The following is a 17,758-nucleotide window of genomic DNA, read 5'->3' as shown; positions in this document are numbered from 1 at the left end:
TTGGATCTACTTTGTTATGGTTGATGTGGGTTTTTAGATAGGTCATTGCTATTGGCGATGAACTGTCGAACATCATCAGAAGAAGGTAATTCGAATACCTCTAAATGGAAGTAATCGATAGCCGCTAAGACGTGGTCAAAGATATCAGCCATGACAGTTTCATAAAAAGCCCAAACAGTACTATTCGTAAACATATACAATTCAATAGGTAAACCATGTTCTGTTGGTTGTAAATGACGTACCATTAAATGGTATTCTTTGTGAATATTTTGATTTTGTTGTGCATAGCGTAATACGTATGCCCTAAATAAACCAATATTCGTCATACGACGTCCATTCACAGGCATGGATTGATCAGCATTGGTGCTGATATTATATTCATCAATTTCCTTTTGTCTTTCCTCTATATAAGGTTTAAGTAATTGAATCTTTTTTAATTCATTGATTTCATGAGGTTCTAAAAAGCGAATCGACGACATTTTGATGTTAATACTTCGTTTGATTCGGCGTCCTCCTGAATTTTGCATGCCGCGATAGTTCTTAAACGAATCACTAATCAATAAATAGGTTGGGATTGTCGTAATAGTCTTATCGAAATTTTGGACTTTTACGGTACTTAGGTTGATTTCCAATACCGTTCCATCCGCACCAAATTTGGCCATTTCAATCCAATCTCCTACGCGAACCATATCGTTGGTAGAAACTTGTATACTCGCCACAAACCCCATGATGGTATCTTTAAAGACCAACATAAGAATAGCAGATGCCGCACCTAAGGATACTAGAAAAGTAACGGGGTCTTTTCCTGTAATAATAGAAAAGATAATGATAGCAGAGAAAAAGTATAAAATAATACTTGATACCTGAGAATAACTATCGATGGGTTTATCTGCTAATCGTGGTTTTGTTCGGGCATAATCTCTACTAGAACGAATCAAAGAACGCAAAAGCAAAGTTACAACCACAACAAATAAGATATTGGTTAGTGAGAGTACAAAGCTAATGACATTGGGAAACCCGATGAAAAAGATAGGGAATAGAATACGCGCTAAGGTTACAGGAATCAAATGCGTGATATTGTGCAGAACCTTATTGTTTATTATGATATCATCTAATTGGGTTTTGCTTGTTGCAGCATATTTCCTCGCGATGACAATCACGATATTTTTTAAGATATAATCGAGCACAACCATACAGAGTGAAAAGGCTAAAAGCAGTACACCTGTGGTGACAACGTGAGTTTCTTGTTCGTTTAGTTGTAAAAAATGGAGGGAATCAAAAAACCATTTGTAAATGATATTTAAATCACTCAAATTAATAATATCGTTGATGTCCTTTGGATCAAGGGATAGAAAATACATTGTATTTGGATGTGTTTGAATGTGATTATGCAAGATAAACAATAAAAAACGCTTTTTATGTTAAGGCTATGGCAAATAACTAAAAGAAAGTGCTGTTGTTTTAAAAAAAGCTCTATAAATTTAATTATAGAGCTTTTTGAATATCCATTATAATTGGTTTAGCATATCATTAATCTTATCTAGGTTAGGCGTAAGAATGACCTCAATACGTCTATTTTTAGCTTTGCCTTCGGTTGTGCTATTGCTCATAAGAGGTGCATATTCGCTTCGTCCAGCTGCGGTAAGATTCTTTTTGTCGATTGATGCATTCTCCGTTAAAATAGAAACAATGGCCAATGCGCGTTTGGTCGATAGATCCCAGTTATTTTGAACTCCATCACCTAAATTACCCAAAACCTTATCATTGTCTGTATGTCCTTCAATCAAGACAGAAATATCCGGATTTGTAGCGAGTACTTTACCTAATTCTACTACTGCATTTCGCCCTTCATCGTTGACAGACCAACTACCCGATTTGAAAAGTAGCTTATTTTCCATGGAAACATATACTTTACCATTTTTCTGTTCAATGGTTAATCCTCTACCTTCAAAGGCATTTAAGGCTTGTGATAAGTTATCCTTTAGCGCCTTCATTTGTTTGTCATTCGCCGCTAAAATACCTTCAAGCTCTTGTACACGTTTAGATTTTAAATCTAGTTCAGCTTTTGCTTTTGCTAGCCTTGCCGCTTCTGCTTGTAGTGATTCCTCACTGTGTTTTTCTAGATTGGTATAAGAATGCTGTAAGTCTTGTAATCTGTTTTGAGCCGCTGAAATCTCTGCATTTAAATTTTGACGTTCTTGCTGTAAGTCTTTCAGTTGTTGGGCCAATTGCTTTTTGGCTTGCTCCAAATCACTCATGGAACTATTGAGTGTAGCTAACTCGTCTGCTAAGCGCTGGTTATCATCCAAGGTCATTTGATAATCTTGGTCAAGTTCATTGTAGAGTCTTCTTGTTACACAAGAGGATAGTAGTGTTAGTGTTAATAAACCGATGGACAGTCTTTTTATCATAAGGATAAATTTTAGGTTGAGTTTAAGCTTTAATTTCTACGACAATAGGGCAATGATCGGAGTGTTTTACCTCTTGCAATATAGAAGCCCCTAGAATTCGGTCTTTCATCGGTTCTGCAACCATATTGTAGTCGATTCTCCATCCCTTGTTGTTGTTTCTCGCATTTGCACGGTACGTCCACCAGCTATATTGATGAGGTTCTGTATGAAACACACGGAAACTGTCAATAAATCCGTGATCAACAAATTTATCTACCCAAGCTCTTTCTTCAGGTAAGAATCCCGAAACTTTTGCATTGCGAATTGGATCGTGGATATCAATGGCTTTGTGACAGATGTTGTAATCACCACAGATAATTAAGTTGGGAATTTCTTTTTTAAGCTCCGTAATATAGGTAAAGAAATCGTCCATGTACTGGTATTTGAAATCTAGTCGATCAATATTAGAGGCAGAAGGTAAGTACAGAGACATGACAGAGAATGTATCAAAATCTACACGTAGGTTTCTTCCTTCAAAATCCATGTAGTCAATACCTGTTCCATACGTAATATGGTTGGGTTTTTCCTTGCAAAAAATAGCTACACCACTATATCCCGCTTTTTGAGCAGAAAAATAGTATTGATAAGGATACCCTGCTAAAGTAATTTCATCTGTTGGAACTTGATCTTCTTTCGCTTTGGTTTCCTGTAAGCAAATGATATCAGCATTCTCTTCTTGCATCCATTCTAAAAGCCCTTTTTTGATTGCTGCACGAATTCCATTTACATTATAGGATATAATTTTTTTCATTATGCCTGGTTTTTGTATGAAAATCAAAAGTAGAAAAAATAAACATTCCGATGCGTGAAAAGAAAAGGAGAGTTGCGTTTTTAATTTTTAATTAGCATTCTAAACTTGTTCAACATAGAACCAGTCTTCTTGTTCATTGTTTAGGTTGGGTTTTACTGTATTTATAGTTAAAAAAGATAAAAAATGAAATATTTGTATGAGATGATAGTAAAGAAGAATAAATAATTTTTACAGCATATATCTTTTTTTTAATCAGTTATTTAGGTCAATATCTTTGACAATGCTAGGGATATGCAGTCGAGGATGATAAAATAAAATAGATTACCTAAAGATTTTAGTATATTTGTCTTACTTAAATTTTCAAATTGATGGGGTTAGTAACAGCTAAGGAAGTAGCGAAGGCGATAAACGTGGACAAGTATGGTATCTTGGGTACTTTTACGGGGTGGTTGCTTATGAAGACGCTTAAGGTTACCACATTAAATAAGATTTACGATAGAAATAAACATTTAGAAGAATTAGAGTTTTTAAATTCTATTCTAGAAGAGTTTCAGATTGAATTTCAAATAGATCCAGAGGAATTAAAACGATTGCCTAAAAAAGGACCGTATATTACCATTTCTAATCATCCATTGGGTGGAATTGATGGAATTTTACTTCTAAAATTAATGTTGGAGCATGATCCTAATTTTAAGATTATTGCCAACTTTTTATTGCATCGTATTGAGCCTTTGAAACCTTATATTATGCCTGTTAATCCATTTGAGAATAACAAGGACGTAAAGTCAAGTGTATTGGGGTTAAAAGATACATTACGACATTTAAGTGATGGTAAACCACTAGGGATATTCCCTGCGGGTGAGGTATCTACTTATAAGGATGATCGATTGGTGGTTGATAAACCGTGGGAAGAGGGAGCTATTAAGCTGATTAAAAAAGCGAATGTACCTGTAGTACCTATTTATTTTCATGCGAAAAACAGTAAATTATTTTACTTTTTATCGCAGATTAATCCAACTTTGCGTACAGCGAAGTTGCCTTCAGAGCTATTGACACAAAAAGATCGCGTAATCAAGATTCGCATCGGTCGTCCAATATCGGTTGAGGAACAAAATGAACATTATGATTTAAGTGATTATGGTAACTTTTTGCGTTTTAAAACGTATTTGTTATCTAACGCTTATAAAGACGAAGACTCCCAAAAGTGGATTAAAGTTCCGTCTTTTAATTTTAAATTTCCAAAGATGGTAAAGGACATTGTCCCTCCACAACCCCTAGATAGAATCAAACAAGAAATAGAAGTTTTACGTGAAAAAGACTTTCGATTGCTGCAAAGCAAAAATTATGAAGTGTTCTTGTGTAAATCTGATTTGATTCCAACAATATTATTAGAGCTTGGTCGACTTCGAGAGGTTACGTTTCGCGAAGTAGGAGAAGGGACTAATAATGAGCTAGATTTAGATCAATATGATAAGTATTATCATCACATGTTCTTATGGGATAGCGAAGCAGAACAAATATGTGGAGCGTATCGCATGGGATTGGGATCAGAGATCTACAAGAAATATGGGATTAACGGGTTTTATTTGAACGAATTGTTTCGTTTTGAATCAGAACTTTACCCGATGATGGCTCAATCAATTGAAATGGGACGCGCGTTTATTGTCAAAGAATATCAGCAAAAGCCAATGCCTTTGTTTCTTCTTTGGAAGGGAATTGTGCATACTACTTTGCGTTTTCCAGAACATCAGTATTTAATCGGAGGGGTGAGTATCAGTAATCAATTTTCTGATTTTTCTAAGTCGTTGATGATTGAATTCATGCGCTCGCATTATTTTGATCCTTTTATTGCACAATATGTTACACCTAAGATGGAATATAAGGTAAACTTAAAAGATGCTGATAAGGATTTGATTTTTAATGAAACGGAATCAGATTTAAATAAATTTGATAAGATTATCGAAGATGTTGAGCCTGCAAAGTTGAGAGTGCCTGTATTGATTAAGAAGTACATCAAGCAAAATGCAAAAGTAATTGCATTCAATGTGGATCCTTTATTCAATAATGCAATAGATGGATTAATGTATATCAAAATTGCCGATTTACCAGAAAGTACGGTAAAGCCTGTGATGGAAGAGTTTGAAGCAGAACTTGAACGAAAAATACAAGAAGAAGCGAATAAATATAATTAAGTTTAAAAAAAAAGGATGTCTCTTAACGACATCCTTTTTTTTAACTCTAAAGTTTCGTCTTTTGAATGTGAAAATCCGTCCTAAACACTTTGTGATTTGATGAAAATAAAAAGACATATTGCTTTGGAATATGTTTTTTGTGTTTTTATTTGATAATTTAATTGCTTATCCTTTTGTTTTTGTTGATTATAATTGTTTTTGTAAATAAAAAATTCAGTATTTTTTGTATAATTCAAAAAAACGTATACTTTTGAGTTGTTAAATAAAAGTAAAAAACAATGTTCAGAAAAGTTAAGTTTTTTTTAGTTTGCGCAATGATAGCTATAAGTGCTTCAGCTTGTAGTTCTGATGATAGTTCCACCTCCACTAAAAAATCTGGATCAGGATATCGAGTTTCGAATGAGGAGTATGTGGTAGAGGTTGCCGGAACAAGGGATGTAGAATTTCAACGTATTGAAGTGGCTACAATTGAAGGAAAAGAAGTTAGTACATTCATTAAAGACAAGTTTGAGGGTAAAAGAGAATGGACAAAAGACTTCAAGAAAACAGTAAAACAAAAAATTACTGTTATGGTATTCGCTTCAAGTGAAAATGAAGAATCTAAACTTCAAATTCGTGTAAAAAAGAGCCAAAATATTATTAAAGAAGCTGAGTTTGTAGTGAAAGGAAAATCACTTTACGGAGAAGTTATCTTTTAAGTAAAAGTTTACTTGGAGCCATTTAGTTTCAACTTTTGTTGAAATAAAAACGAATGGTTTGATTGTCAAAGGCACTTGCGGAATTTTATCTACCCTACACTTTAACGTTCAGGTACTTAAAATGAGTAGTTAAACTTTTGAATAAGACAAAAAAAATCCTATTTTTGAATTGTTAAATAAAAGTAAAAATGATGTTCAGAAAAGTTAAGTTTATTGTAGTCTGTGCAATTATTGCATTAGGACTATCTGCATGTAGTTCAGATGATGGCAATCCTGTACTTAAATTAGATAAGAAACAATACAATGTGTTAATAGAAATTACCGATGATGTTGAAATGGAACAGATTACGGCATATTACTATGATGGTGTTCAGATAACGGAAGAAAAATTTATTGAACCTGCTCCTGTAGTAGATGAGGATGAAGAAGGGGAACAAGGGCAAGAGCCGAAAATAACACAATGGGAAAGATCGTATACGCTTACTGTTGCTGAACGTGTAAGTATTGAAGCGAATGGTGTGGGTGCAAGTACATCTTCTAAGTTGACTATTACAGTAACTGGTAAAGATGGTATTGTCTTGAAAGAGAAAGAAGTAAAAGGGAAAGACTTATATTTAGAAATGAATTTTTAGTTCATTAAAAAATTTAATGAAAAATAAACCATATGTTCAGAAAAATAAAATTTATGCTGTTGGCTGTTGTTCTTGGTACTGGAATTTCAAGTTGCAGCTCAGATGATAGTGCATCAGTAGTGGTTCCAGAAGGAAAAGAATACTTGGTGACAGTTACGGTAACAGAAGATGCTACCATTAATAAAATCATGGGAGTAGTTTATGATGGCAAGAATGTAAAAAATGATATCATTGATGACCTGAAGGAGACAACATGGTCTAAAATATATCATAAAACAGAACAGCAAAAAATAAGTTTTACTGCACAAGGTTTAGGAGGTAGTAAGGAGTCAAAAATGGAGATTAAAGTTACCTTAGATGGTGAAATAGTTGAAGAAGCATTTGCTTTGGGAGAATCATTAAATGCTACAGTAGTGATTCAAGCGGGTAAGAAAAAATAAACATATAAAAAAAGGTACCTCATGAGGTACCTTTTTTTATATGTTATACTTTCGATTAACTAAAATTTAATCGAATCTTATCGATGATTACTTGAGCTAGTTTCTCTTTACTCTCAAAGGTCCAGCCTGCAATATGAGGGGATAGTAAGACTTTTTCTGATTGAATCAAGTATTGCATCGGTTGAGGTAGTGTTTCGTCAGCAAACATATGCTCAAAGGAAGATTTTTCATACTCTAGCACATCTAAGGCAGCTCCTCGTACTTTTCCATTTTCTAATGCAGCAACTAAATCAGCAGTATGTACAGATTTACCACGTGCGGTATTAATTAACCAAAAAGGTTTAGCCATCTGCTCAATAAAAGATTGATCAATGAGGTTAATTGTTTCTGGTGTTTGTGGAATATGTAAGCTGATGATGTCTGCTTTTTGTTGTAAGGTGGCTAAAGAAACTTGCGTGGCATATTGATTGGATAAGTTGTCCTGGATATCGTGAAAAATAACTTCGCAATTAAAGCCTTGTAAACGTTTAGCAAAAGCATTTCCCATATGGCCATATCCAATAATTCCAACTGTTTTTCCTTCAATTTCATGGCCTCTATTGCCTTCGCGAATCCAAATACCAGCTCTTACTTCTTGATCAACAAGGTTTAATTTGTTGAATAATGTCAATAACATACCCAAGGCATGTTCTCCGACAGCTGTTTGATTGCCTTCTGGTGCTGCAATCAAAGCAATTCCTTTCGATACTGCAAAGTCGCAGTCAATGTTTTCTAAGCCCGCACCAACACGACCAATAAATTTAAGTTGTGTCGCTTTTTCTAAGAAAGCCTGGTCAATTTTAAATCGACTGCGTATAATAATACCTTCGTATTCGTGTATTGTGTTTTCTATGGTTTCTTTACTCGATGTGTAATCTTCTACATTGGTATATCCCATTTGAGTGAGTTGTTCTATCATCAAAGGGTGATTACTATCTAGGTGTAATACTTTTTTTGCTTCCATGTTGTGAAATTTAGAAGCCAAGAATGACTTTGGCAATGGAAAAATAAATTAAAATACCGAAAATATCATTACTTGTGGTAATAAAAGGACCCGTAGCCAAAGCTGGATCGACGCCATACTTATTTAATAGAATGGGTACAAAAGTACCAATCAAACTAGCAATGATAATTACGCTGATTAAGGCAATGGATACTGTAACTCCAATAATATAATCCACACCTAGTAGTACGTGACTCCCAATCATCAATAAAATAGCCAATAAGAAGCCATTTAATAAACTTAAGGATACTTCTTTACCTAAGCGCTTCCAAATGGACCCGGAGATTGTATTATTTGCAAGTCCTTGAACAATAATGGCAGAAGATTGAACACCTACATTTCCAGCCATAGCGGCAATTAATGGAGTGAAAAAGAAAAGTACACCAAACCTCTCCATGGCATCTTCAAAGCTTCGCGATACATTTACTGCTACAAAACCACCGATCATGGCGAGAATTAACCAAGGTAATCTTGCTTTAGTTAAGGTTAAGATACTGTCATTGGTATCAACGTCTTGTGAAATACCCGCAGCCAACTGATAATCTTTGTCTGCTTCATCTTTAATAACATCAACAATATCATCAATTGTAATTCTTCCTACTAATCGCCCCATTTCATCCACTACAGGAATAGCTTCTAAATCGTATTTCTGCATAATACGCGCTACTTCTGTATCTTCCGTATCTACTTTGACATAGTCTACTTTAGGAATATAAACATCACTAATGTGTGTCGTTGTAGAAGACGTTAGTAAGTCTTTTAGTGATAGACGTCCTTTTAAACGGCCTTCATCATCCACAACGTAGATTGAATGGACACGGGAAACGTGCTCCGCTTGTTTGCGCATTTCTTTGACACAAGTTAATATAGACCAATTTTCATTGACCGATACAAACTCTTTTGCCATTAATCCTCCTGCCGTATCTTCGTCATAGCGCAATAATTCGACAATGTCTTTGGCGTGTTCTAAATCTTCTAGCTCTAAGAGAACTTCTTCTTTTCTCTTTTCCGATAATTCTGCGATGATATCAGCGGCATCATCGGTATCTAGTTCATCAAGCTCTTCGGCAATTTCTTTAGGAGAAAGACTTTTTAAAATCTTTTCTCGTAAATCATCATCTAAATTAAGTAATATCTCTGCAGTAACTTCACTATCTAATATATCGAAGATATAAATGGCTTCCTCTGAGTGAAGTTCATTCATGATTTCTGCTATATCCACAGCGTGGATATCCTTAAGAAACGCTAGTAATTCAGCTTCTCTACCTGTAGCAATAAGGTCTTCGATTTGTAAAATAGTTTCATCACTGATTTTGAACTCCATGTATTTCTATTTTTTTTGTAAGATCAATAAATTCTTCCACACCTAATTGTTCTGGACGCATGTTGAAAATAGCTTCTTCTCTAATTTCATCTGGTAAACCAAAACTTTTTAAGCTATTTCTCAAGGTTTTTCGACGTTGATTGAAAGCCGTCTTTACTACAGTAAAGAATAGTTTTTCATTGCAAGGTAGGGTGTAATTCTCTTTTCTACGCATGCGCATCACTCCTGATTTTACTTTGGGAGGAGGATTGAACACATGTTCAGATACGGTAAATAAATATTCCGTATCATAAAAGGCTTGTGTCAACACAGAGAGGATCCCATAGGTTTTACTCCCTTTCTTTTCGCAGATGCGTTCTGCTACCTCTTTTTGGAACATTCCTGAAAATTCTGGAACAAAATCGCGAAGTTCTAAAACGCGAAATACAATTTGACTTGAAATGTTGTACGGAAAGTTTCCGATAACAGTAAAAGGCTCTTGATTGAAAGCTTGTACAATGTTGAATTTTAGGAAATCTTGTGCAAAAATGTGACCATGAAGTTTGGGATAATGCTTGTGTAAGTAATCCACAGACTCTGTGTCGATTTCTACGACAAAGGTTTCGATGGGTTTTTCCAAAATATATTTGGTCAATACACCCATTCCAGGACCAATCTCCAATACCTTGTTATACCCTTCTAAGGTAAGCGTATCGGCAATTCGCTTCGCAACATTTTCATCCGTTAAAAAGTGCTGTCCCAGGTGTTTTTTTGCTCTAACTTTGTCCATTAATTCTCGGTTTAGTATTCGCTTATAAGCTCTAATTCTGTTTTAAAAGTAAGCATCATATCGCCAAACTTCTTGCGCGATTCCATTTCAAATAAATCATGCTCTTCGTTGTAATATTGTTGTAATAGATCAGCACTTGCTGTTTCGAATTGAATAGAATAGGTAATCCCGCCCATATCCTCGTCTACTAAAACCTTTACCATTCGAGCTTTATTAAATTTCTTTGTGTTTAAGATACCCGGAATATAAAATTCTTTGGTCCATGCCATCCACTCATCGTGTACACTTTCGTGAATGTTTATCGTGATATTGTAAATAATCATCTAGTTTGAATTTGAGTTATGCAAAGATAAAAAAAGCACCAAATGTCTTTTTAGGATTTGGTGCTTTTCATATACTTATACGAGTCGTGTAAAATTAATCAATAATATCAAATCCTGTGTACGGTCTTAAGACCTCAGGTATCACAATGCCCTCAGGAGTTTGATAATTCTCTAAAATACCAGCTAATACACGCGGTAATGCTAATGAACTACCATTTAATGTATGAGCCAATTGGCTTTTTCCGCTCTTATCTTTAAAACGCAATTTCAAACGATTTGCTTGAAACGTTTCAAAGTTAGACACTGAACTAATCTCCAACCATCTATCTTGTGCCGTTGAAAATACTTCAAAGTCATACGTTAATGCAGAAGTGAATCCCATGTCTCCTCCACACAATCTCAAGATTCTGTATGGTAATTTTAATTCGTGTAATAATTCTTGTACGTGTTCTACCATGCCATCCAACGCTTGGTATGAATTGTCAGGATGCTCAATACGTACGATTTCTACTTTGTCAAATTGATGTAAACGGTTTAATCCTCTTACGTGTGCACCATATGAACCTGCTTCTCTACGGAAACAAGGTGTATAACCTGTACAAAGGATTGGAAAATCGCTCTCTTGTAAAAGCACATCTCTAAACATATTCGTAATAGGCACCTCTGCAGTTGGAATTAAGTATAAATCATCCACACCAATATGATACATCTGTCCTTCTTTATCTGGTAGTTGTCCTGTTCCAAATCCAGAAGCTTCATTGATTACATGCGGTACTTGGTATTCCTTATAACCTGCTGCTGTATTTTTATCTAAAAAGTAAGAGATTAAAGCACGTTGTAAACGAGCCCCTTTACCTTTATATACAGGAAAACCTGCGCCAGTGATTTTGTTTCCTAACTCAAAGTCAATTAAATCGTATTTTTTTGCTAATTCCCAATGAGGTAATGCGCCTTCATGTAACGTTGGGATTTCTCCATGTTGGTGAACCGTAATATTGTCATCTGCATCTTTTCCTGCAGGAACAATAGCTGTAGGTACATTTGGAAGTGTATACAATAGATCCGTAAGCGCTGTAGAAACTTGGTTTAACTGTTCCGTTAATTCCTTACTTTGCTCACGTAAATTAGATGTCTTTTCTTTGATGAGTTCTGCTTTAGCTTTTTCTCCACTCTTCATTAACTCGCCAATACTTTTGGATAGCTTGTTGGATTCTGCTAAGACATTGTCTAATTCAACTTGTGTTGCTCTTCTTTTTTCATCCAAAGCAAGCACTTCGTTTAGCACTTCCGTAACATCAAGATTTCTTTTCGCCAAGCCTTTAATCACTTGTTCTTGATTCTCTCTAATAAAAGCTATCTGTAACATATTATAAATAATGGTTTAAGATAACAAAGTTAGAAAATACTTTTTTATTATTTGCCTTTTTGTTGCTTTTCATCCTAATTCTTAGAATGAAAAGATCTAAAAGGAATAGAAAAACAACGTTTAACAAGGAGATGCTGTAAATCTCCTAGTAAACATTTAGAATAAGTAACAGCTGAATGTAAGCTGTAAGTGAGATAAACAGTGAGATGAAACCACTAAAAGAAGATTAAAAAGAGAAGCGATGGCTTAAAAAAGAATAGTTTAATAAAAAAATGGCGGTTAGTTAAACTAAAATTTTATTTTTGCTTATTATTCAGATTTGAAACGAAATTAGTACAATGGAAATATTGATTAAACTTTCTCAATTCTTATTGAGCTTATCCTTCTTGATTATTTTACACGAGTTAGGACATTTTATTCCGGCTAAATTATTTAAAACTCGCGTAGAAAAATTCTACCTATTCTTTGATGTGAAATTTTCTTTGTTTAAAAAGAAAATAGGTGATACCGTTTATGGTATTGGATGGTTACCTTTAGGGGGATACGTGAAAATATCAGGAATGGTGGATGAGAGTATGGATACGGAGCAATTGAAAAGTGAGCCACAACCTTGGGAGTTTCGTTCAAAACCCGCTTGGCAACGTTTAATCATTATGTTAGGTGGAGTTACAGTGAATTTCATTTTAGCTTTTATTATCTATATCGGAATGACTTATGCGTATGGTGACTTGTATATCTCGAATAAGGATATGGATCACGGAGTTTGGGTACAATCGCCTATCTTACAAGAAGCAGGATTAAAAACAGGAGATAAAATTGTTGCTGTAGATGGAAAGGAAATTGAGCGATTTAATGATGTTGGATACGCTATCATGATGGGACATCAAGTAGAAGTTGAACGCAATGGAGTAAAAGAAAATATTGATTTACCAGTTAATTTGCTTGGACAAATAAGTGAAGGAAATAAGGCTGGAGGATTAATTTCTTTACGTGTTCCTTTTGTAGTGGTGGCCTTTAATGAAGAAGGAGATCAAACAAACGCAAAAGCATTGCAAGTGAAAGATCAAATCAAAAGCATTGCCGGTGTGAATACACCTTTTGTAGATGAAGTACAAGCTGTATTAGCAGAAAATAAAGGCAAGATTGTGCCAGCTGTAATCGAAAGAGATGGAAAAGAAATGACGGTTGATATACAAGTTGATCAAGACGGAAAATTAAATCTTTTCTTTGCCCCAGTTTTGTCTATTGATACCATTGAAAAAATGGGGTTATATACCATTAGTCAGGTAAAATATTCATTAGGTGAATCTATAACAGTAGGAATAGGAAAAGGGGTTGAAAAAGTAGGAGGTTACTTTGATCAATTAAAGAAAATTGTTAAACCAGAAACAGGTGCTTATAAAGGAGTAGGTGGATTCAAAGCAATCTATGATATCTTTCCTTCTGTTTGGAGTTGGGAGTATTTCTGGAATATTACGGCACTTTTATCTATCATGTTAGGGGTAATGAACTTATTGCCAATTCCAGCTTTAGATGGAGGACATGTAATGTTCTTGTTATATGAAATGATTACAGGAAGAAAGCCAAGCGATAAGTTCCTGGAAAATGCACAAATGGTTGGTTTCTTTATACTTATAGGGTTGCTGTTGTTTGCAAATGGAAATGATATTTACAAAGCGATATTCAAGTAAATAAAAAATAAAGCGAATGTATTTGCAAAAATAAAAAATGATGTTATATTTGCACTGCATTTAAGGTAAGATACCTTCCTCCTTAGCTCAGTTGGTTAGAGCATCTGACTGTTAATCAGAGGGTCCTTGGTTCGAGCCCAAGAGGGGGAGCAAAAAAAGCCTGACAAGTAATTGTCAGGCTTTTTTGTTTTTATTAACGCACTACTTGATAGTCCATTTTTGTATTTGTTTTCGCCGATACAGCGTTTAATACTTTTCCTTGCATATCTGTTACAATAACAACAATTTTTGTGTTTTCTATTTTTTGTGCTTTATGTCTCATGTAAATTTCGTTGTTAGTAAATTCAGAACCTTCTTTCGCTATTGACGATGAAATTTCTGTTCCTCTAAATCCATTAAACATACCAACTAAAGTATTGTTGTGTTCAAAGTCTAAGGAGAAATTACCATTTCTCTGAAGATGTGAATAATAACTTGTTGAATTTGATTGTCTAAATAATAGATGATCTTCTAACATAAATACAGCATATTTTACTCCACTTGTATAATGTTCACCAAATTTAATTCCTATTTTAATGATACCATCATTTTGATAGATTTCTGACTCTATTTTAATACCAATTGTAGATGATTCTTTAACATAAGATGTAAATTGATCATAGTTGTCTTCAAAGTCGTCATTTCTATTAATCATCCCGAATGGATAACCTCCAACACCAACTTCTCTCTCAAATGTATTGCGCTCTGATCTAAAGAAATCGAATGGATCATGTCCTCCATTGTTTGCATTGCTGCTTTGAGAGTTGTGAATAGCTATTGCAATAATGTCTTCAGGGTGATTTGCTTCGAGTTGTTCAATTTTATAAGCTACACGAGGGCAGTATTGACACCAAGCACCTGTGAAATCTTCAACAAGTACACGATGTTTGAATTTTGTTGCATTTTCAATTTCATCATTATCTTTGAATACTGAGATGTTAACCGTATTACTGATCTCACCTGTAGATTTCTTAGCTTGCACTTTAAAATCGCCAACTTCTGTAAAAGTATAGCTATTTATACCTTCTTCTAGCTTTTGTTCATTTACCGTAAACTGAACGTCTTTGATTGCTTCACCATTAAATTTAGCCATAAAGTGAACAGTTGTATTTAGAACAATAGAAGTCTCATCCGCAGAAAGAAATAGTTCTTTTTTTCCTGGAGGAGGAGGAGTATTGTCTTCATTACTACTATTGTCATCACTTGAAGAACATGAAGCTGTAAATAAACCTGCTCCTAGTGTAAGCATTAGAAGTAGGAAATAATTTTTTTTTGTTTTCATAAAATAATTTGTTAAAGTTGTTTTCGTAAAAATATGTATAAATTTCGGTTAATAAAAAGTTAAATATCTGTTTTTTTTCTTATTTTTGAACTTTACAACTAAAACTAAAAAATTATGAAAGTGTTTTATGCATTTATGTTACTGTTTGTTTTTTCTGCAGTTAGCGCTCAACAAAAGGATTTACCTAGTGTTACGCTTACAGATTTGGATGGTAAAAAAATTGATTTTTCTTCTTATGCTAGCGAGGAGAAGCCTATTATTGTAAGTTTTTGGGCAACTTGGTGTGGGCCGTGTTTAAAGGAATTAGCAGCAATACATGATGTTTATGATGAGTGGCAAAAAGAAACGGGTGTGAAATTAATAGCTGTATCTATTGATGATGCAAAATCGGTAAAAAGAGTAAAACCATTAGTGAATGGAAAAGGATGGGATTATACTGTGCTATTAGATACAAATCATGATTTAAAAAGAGCAATGAATGTAATCAATGTACCTTTTACAGCCGTTGTATATAAAGGAAAGATTGTTTATAAACATACAAGTTATACCCCTGGAGTAGAAAAACAATTGATTAAAGAGGTAAAAGCCTTAGTTAAATAGAATAAATGAAAAAGATATTTTTTACAATTTGTGGGTTATTCCTATTTATAGGTGCTAAAGCGCAAGTACGTGTTGGTTTTGAAAATAATTCACAATGGTATGTGGATGATAAAAAAATTAAAATCGACGAAAAAGAGGCGGAAGATCGTTTTAGATCGAATTCTTATTTAAAAGTTGATTACGATTGGAAAAATTGGAGCTTTGGAGCTCAAGTAGAAGGCTATGAACCTAAAGCAATATTGAATTATTCTCCAGATTATAAAGGGTTTGATATCGGAACGCTTTATGCACGATATAATAATAGAGAATTAGGATTGGATATTACAGCTGGGCATTTTTATGATCAGTTTGGAAGTGGGTTGCTATTTCGTTCATGGGAAGATCGTCAATTAGGAATTAATAATGCTATTCTGGGATTGAATGCGAAATATTCTTTTTTGGATCATGTTGATGTAACTTTGTTAGGAGGAAAACAGCGTGTTGGAATGGGGTTTGACTTGGCTAATTCGTTTATATTAGGAGGTGATATTAATGTTGACTTGGCAGGATTGACAGATAATTCTGATTTTGAGTGGTCTGCAGGATTTAGTTATTTAGGACGATTTGAAAATACTAGATTATACAATAAAGATCTAGATAAGTTAACAAATGGTTTTAGTGGAAGAATGAATTTTGGAAAAGGAGGTTTTTATGTTGGTGCAGAATATATTTATAAAGATAAAGATGCATTAGTAGAGATACAGCGTGTTAAACCTGGAGTTCTTCAAGCTGGGAATGCTATCTTGATTAATACGGGATATGCTAAAAAAGGAATGGCTATTGATGTCAATATGAGAAGAATGGAAAATATGAGTTTTTATTCTCAAAGAGATTTAGCTGGGAATGATTATTTTAAAGGAACTTTGAATTATATTCCAGGACTTACTAAACAGTATGACTATTCTTTACAAAATATTTATGTGTATCAAGCACAACCTAATTTCGATATGGAAATGCAGGGTAAGCTAGGTGAGATTGGTGGACAATTTGATTTTTATTATGAGTTTCCTAAAGGAAGTTTGTTAGGTGGAGAATATGGAACTAATGTTGTTGTGAATGGTGCGTATTGGGCTAGTGTGAAGAATACTCAAAAATCTGACAAATCTGGAACGAAAAGTGAGTTTCTGGGGTTTGGAGAAAAAAGTTATTCTGATTTAGGTCTTGAAGTGCGAAAAAAATGGTCTAGTGATTGGTCTTCTATTTTTATGTTTTTAAATCAATACTACAGTCCTAAAGTTTTAGAAGATAAAGTAGGAGTAGATAGCTATAAGATAAATATTTTGGCGTTTGAATCAACGTATCAATTTATGGGTGATAAATCAGTCCGCTTAGAAGCTCAACATTTATGGACAAAAGAAGATAAAAAAAATTGGGTAGGTGGAACATTGGAGTTTGCTTACAATGCGAATTGGGCTGTTTTTGTGAACGATATGTATAATTATGGTAATGACGATAAAGATGCACGTATCCATTACTATAATGCAGGAGCTAGTTTTACAAAAGGAACAACGCGCGTTTCAGCAAGTTATGGTAGACAACGTGGAGGACTATTATGCGTAGGTGGGGTATGTCGTTACGTGACTGAGGCTGCTGGATTGACATTTGGTATCACAACATCATTTTAAGATTTTAGAATTTTAGAATTATTATTTTGTTTTTGTATAAAAAGGAGAGCACAGCTCTCCTTTTTTTGTGCTTTTATTTTTTGAAGAATCTTTTCTTTTTAGAGGTGCACATGGCCATGTGCCCCTACCTATATATATAAGGAGAGCATCAAAACCAAAAATATCTTTCCCCCGCCCGTACGGGCACATGGCAATGTGCCCCTATGTTCGAACCACCTTTTTCAAAAGAAACCCTTCTTTTGCTTGATGCATTCCTCAAAAACGCCCCTTACAAAAAGGCGAAAAAGCAGCATCACGGCTTCACACGATCCTAATCCATGAAAAAGTCAAAAAAAACTTTGAGTTGTAACGTGTATGATAATAGGTAGTTGCGACAATTATCGAAAATACTTTTAAAAAAAGGTTGCGTAAAGTTTGGAAGTGGTGAAAAAGGTGCTACTTTTGCATCCGCATTAAACAAGCAGACGTTCATAGAAAAGCAGAAGAAAAGACTTA

16 protein-coding genes and 1 tRNA gene are annotated in these 17,758 nt (G+C 34.3%); 8 read left to right on the top strand and 9 right to left on the bottom strand.

Annotated elements, in window-relative coordinates; all coding sequences use genetic code 11:
- Positions 1-14: 14 nt before the first annotated feature.
- The 3 genes from ACUTSE_RS07675 to ACUTSE_RS07665 form a co-directional block, all read right to left on the bottom strand.
- Positions 15-1,361, bottom strand: coding sequence for a mechanosensitive ion channel family protein (locus tag ACUTSE_RS07675; RefSeq protein WP_445639780.1), 1,347 nt, complete (start codon positions 1,359-1,361; stop codon positions 15-17).
- Positions 1,362-1,508: 147 nt separating this feature from the next.
- Entirely contained in the window at positions 1,509-2,411 is a 903-nt protein-coding gene (locus ACUTSE_RS07670) for an OmpA family protein (RefSeq protein WP_445639779.1), read from the bottom strand.
- Between the two features lie 22 nt (positions 2,412-2,433).
- Complete coding sequence (locus tag ACUTSE_RS07665; protein WP_002988301.1) at positions 2,434-3,201, bottom strand: exodeoxyribonuclease III; 768 nt, start codon at positions 3,199-3,201, stop codon at positions 2,434-2,436.
- A 368-nt stretch (positions 3,202-3,569) separates the two neighbouring features.
- Between ACUTSE_RS07665 and ACUTSE_RS07660 the strand changes: the two genes are divergently transcribed.
- The 4 genes from ACUTSE_RS07660 to ACUTSE_RS07645 all read left to right on the top strand — a co-directional run bounded on the left by ACUTSE_RS07660 (position 3,570) and on the right by ACUTSE_RS07645 (position 7,163).
- A complete protein-coding gene (locus tag ACUTSE_RS07660) occupies positions 3,570-5,393 on the top strand; it encodes a GNAT family N-acyltransferase (RefSeq protein ID WP_002988300.1) in 1,824 nt (607 codons plus the stop codon).
- Positions 5,394-5,707: 314 nt separating this feature from the next.
- On the top strand, positions 5,708-6,091 hold the full coding sequence (locus ACUTSE_RS07655; RefSeq protein ID WP_445639778.1) for a hypothetical protein: 384 nt from the start codon (positions 5,708-5,710) through the stop codon (positions 6,089-6,091).
- 188 nt (positions 6,092-6,279) lie between these two features.
- Positions 6,280-6,723 (top strand): hypothetical protein, encoded by a 444-nt coding sequence (locus tag ACUTSE_RS07650; RefSeq protein ID WP_445639777.1) that lies wholly within the window; start codon positions 6,280-6,282, stop codon positions 6,721-6,723.
- 32 nt (positions 6,724-6,755) lie between these two features.
- Entirely contained in the window at positions 6,756-7,163 is a 408-nt protein-coding gene (locus tag ACUTSE_RS07645; protein ID WP_445639776.1) for a hypothetical protein, read from the top strand.
- Positions 7,164-7,218: 55 nt separating this feature from the next.
- Here ACUTSE_RS07645 and ACUTSE_RS07640 read toward each other — a convergent pair whose 3' ends face one another.
- The 5 genes from ACUTSE_RS07640 to serS all read right to left on the bottom strand — a co-directional run bounded on the left by ACUTSE_RS07640 (position 7,219) and on the right by serS (position 11,987).
- Complete coding sequence (locus ACUTSE_RS07640) at positions 7,219-8,166, bottom strand: 2-hydroxyacid dehydrogenase (protein ID WP_445639775.1); 948 nt, start codon at positions 8,164-8,166, stop codon at positions 7,219-7,221.
- 10 nt (positions 8,167-8,176) lie between these two features.
- Positions 8,177-9,529: a magnesium transporter gene (gene mgtE / locus ACUTSE_RS07635; protein WP_445639774.1), complete on the bottom strand. Its 1,353-nt coding sequence runs from the start codon at positions 9,527-9,529 to the stop codon at positions 8,177-8,179.
- Positions 9,510-10,298: a 16S rRNA (adenine(1518)-N(6)/adenine(1519)-N(6))-dimethyltransferase RsmA gene (gene rsmA, locus ACUTSE_RS07630; RefSeq protein WP_445639773.1), complete on the bottom strand. Its 789-nt coding sequence runs from the start codon at positions 10,296-10,298 to the stop codon at positions 9,510-9,512. Before rsmA ends, mgtE begins: the two co-directional genes overlap by 20 nt.
- Before the next feature lie 11 nt (positions 10,299-10,309).
- Entirely contained in the window at positions 10,310-10,621 is a 312-nt protein-coding gene (locus ACUTSE_RS07625; protein WP_002988281.1) for a DUF4286 family protein, read from the bottom strand.
- Positions 10,622-10,715: 94 nt separating this feature from the next.
- A complete protein-coding gene (gene serS / locus ACUTSE_RS07620) occupies positions 10,716-11,987 on the bottom strand; it encodes a serine--tRNA ligase (RefSeq protein WP_445639772.1) in 1,272 nt (423 codons plus the stop codon).
- A 338-nt stretch (positions 11,988-12,325) separates the two neighbouring features.
- On the opposite strand from serS, the gene rseP reads away from it, so the two are divergent.
- Positions 12,326-13,678, top strand: a complete 1,353-nt coding sequence (rseP, locus tag ACUTSE_RS07615) for an RIP metalloprotease RseP (protein ID WP_445639771.1) — start codon at positions 12,326-12,328, stop codon at positions 13,676-13,678.
- A 76-nt stretch (positions 13,679-13,754) separates the two neighbouring features.
- Positions 13,755-13,828 (top strand) — tRNA-Asn (locus tag ACUTSE_RS07610).
- A gap of 43 nt (positions 13,829-13,871) precedes the next feature.
- Here ACUTSE_RS07610 and ACUTSE_RS07605 read toward each other — a convergent pair.
- Positions 13,872-14,999 carry an Omp28-related outer membrane protein gene (locus tag ACUTSE_RS07605; RefSeq protein ID WP_445639770.1) on the bottom strand — a complete coding sequence of 376 codons (1,128 nt, stop codon included), beginning with the start codon at positions 14,997-14,999 and terminating at the stop codon, positions 13,872-13,874.
- A gap of 114 nt (positions 15,000-15,113) precedes the next feature.
- Between ACUTSE_RS07605 and ACUTSE_RS07600 the strand changes: the two genes are divergently transcribed.
- Both ACUTSE_RS07600 and ACUTSE_RS07595 read left to right on the top strand, forming a co-directional pair.
- On the top strand, positions 15,114-15,599 hold the full coding sequence (locus ACUTSE_RS07600) for a TlpA family protein disulfide reductase (RefSeq protein ID WP_445639769.1): 486 nt from the start codon (positions 15,114-15,116) through the stop codon (positions 15,597-15,599).
- Between the two features lie 5 nt (positions 15,600-15,604).
- Positions 15,605-17,263, top strand: coding sequence for a DUF6029 family protein (locus tag ACUTSE_RS07595; protein WP_445639768.1), 1,659 nt, complete (start codon positions 15,605-15,607; stop codon positions 17,261-17,263).
- Positions 17,264-17,758 lie beyond the last annotated feature (495 nt).

Source organism: Myroides sp. TSA_177.3 (assembly GCF_052691955.1).
This window is presented reverse-complemented; position numbering and strand designations above follow the sequence as displayed.

Coding starts and splice junctions, on each gene's coding strand:
- ACUTSE_RS07675 (WP_445639780.1), bottom strand. CDS start 1,361: ATGTATTTTCTATCCCTTGATCCAAAGGACATCAACGATATTATTAAT.
- ACUTSE_RS07670 (WP_445639779.1), bottom strand. CDS start 2,411: ATGATAAAAAGACTGTCCATCGGTTTATTAACACTAACACTACTATCC.
- ACUTSE_RS07665 (WP_002988301.1), bottom strand. CDS start 3,201: ATGAAAAAAATTATATCCTATAATGTAAATGGAATTCGTGCAGCAATC.
- ACUTSE_RS07660 (WP_002988300.1), top strand. CDS start 3,570: ATGGGGTTAGTAACAGCTAAGGAAGTAGCGAAGGCGATAAACGTGGAC.
- ACUTSE_RS07655 (WP_445639778.1), top strand. CDS start 5,708: ATGATAGCTATAAGTGCTTCAGCTTGTAGTTCTGATGATAGTTCCACC.
- ACUTSE_RS07650 (WP_445639777.1), top strand. CDS start 6,280: ATGATGTTCAGAAAAGTTAAGTTTATTGTAGTCTGTGCAATTATTGCA.
- ACUTSE_RS07645 (WP_445639776.1), top strand. CDS start 6,756: ATGTTCAGAAAAATAAAATTTATGCTGTTGGCTGTTGTTCTTGGTACT.
- ACUTSE_RS07640 (WP_445639775.1), bottom strand. CDS start 8,166: ATGGAAGCAAAAAAAGTATTACACCTAGATAGTAATCACCCTTTGATG.
- mgtE (WP_445639774.1), bottom strand. CDS start 9,529: ATGGAGTTCAAAATCAGTGATGAAACTATTTTACAAATCGAAGACCTT.
- rsmA (WP_445639773.1), bottom strand. CDS start 10,298: ATGGACAAAGTTAGAGCAAAAAAACACCTGGGACAGCACTTTTTAACG.
- ACUTSE_RS07625 (WP_002988281.1), bottom strand. CDS start 10,621: ATGATTATTTACAATATCACGATAAACATTCACGAAAGTGTACACGAT.
- serS (WP_445639772.1), bottom strand. CDS start 11,987: ATGTTACAGATAGCTTTTATTAGAGAGAATCAAGAACAAGTGATTAAA.
- rseP (WP_445639771.1), top strand. CDS start 12,326: ATGGAAATATTGATTAAACTTTCTCAATTCTTATTGAGCTTATCCTTC.
- ACUTSE_RS07605 (WP_445639770.1), bottom strand. CDS start 14,999: ATGAAAACAAAAAAAAATTATTTCCTACTTCTAATGCTTACACTAGGA.
- ACUTSE_RS07600 (WP_445639769.1), top strand. CDS start 15,114: ATGAAAGTGTTTTATGCATTTATGTTACTGTTTGTTTTTTCTGCAGTT.
- ACUTSE_RS07595 (WP_445639768.1), top strand. CDS start 15,605: ATGAAAAAGATATTTTTTACAATTTGTGGGTTATTCCTATTTATAGGT.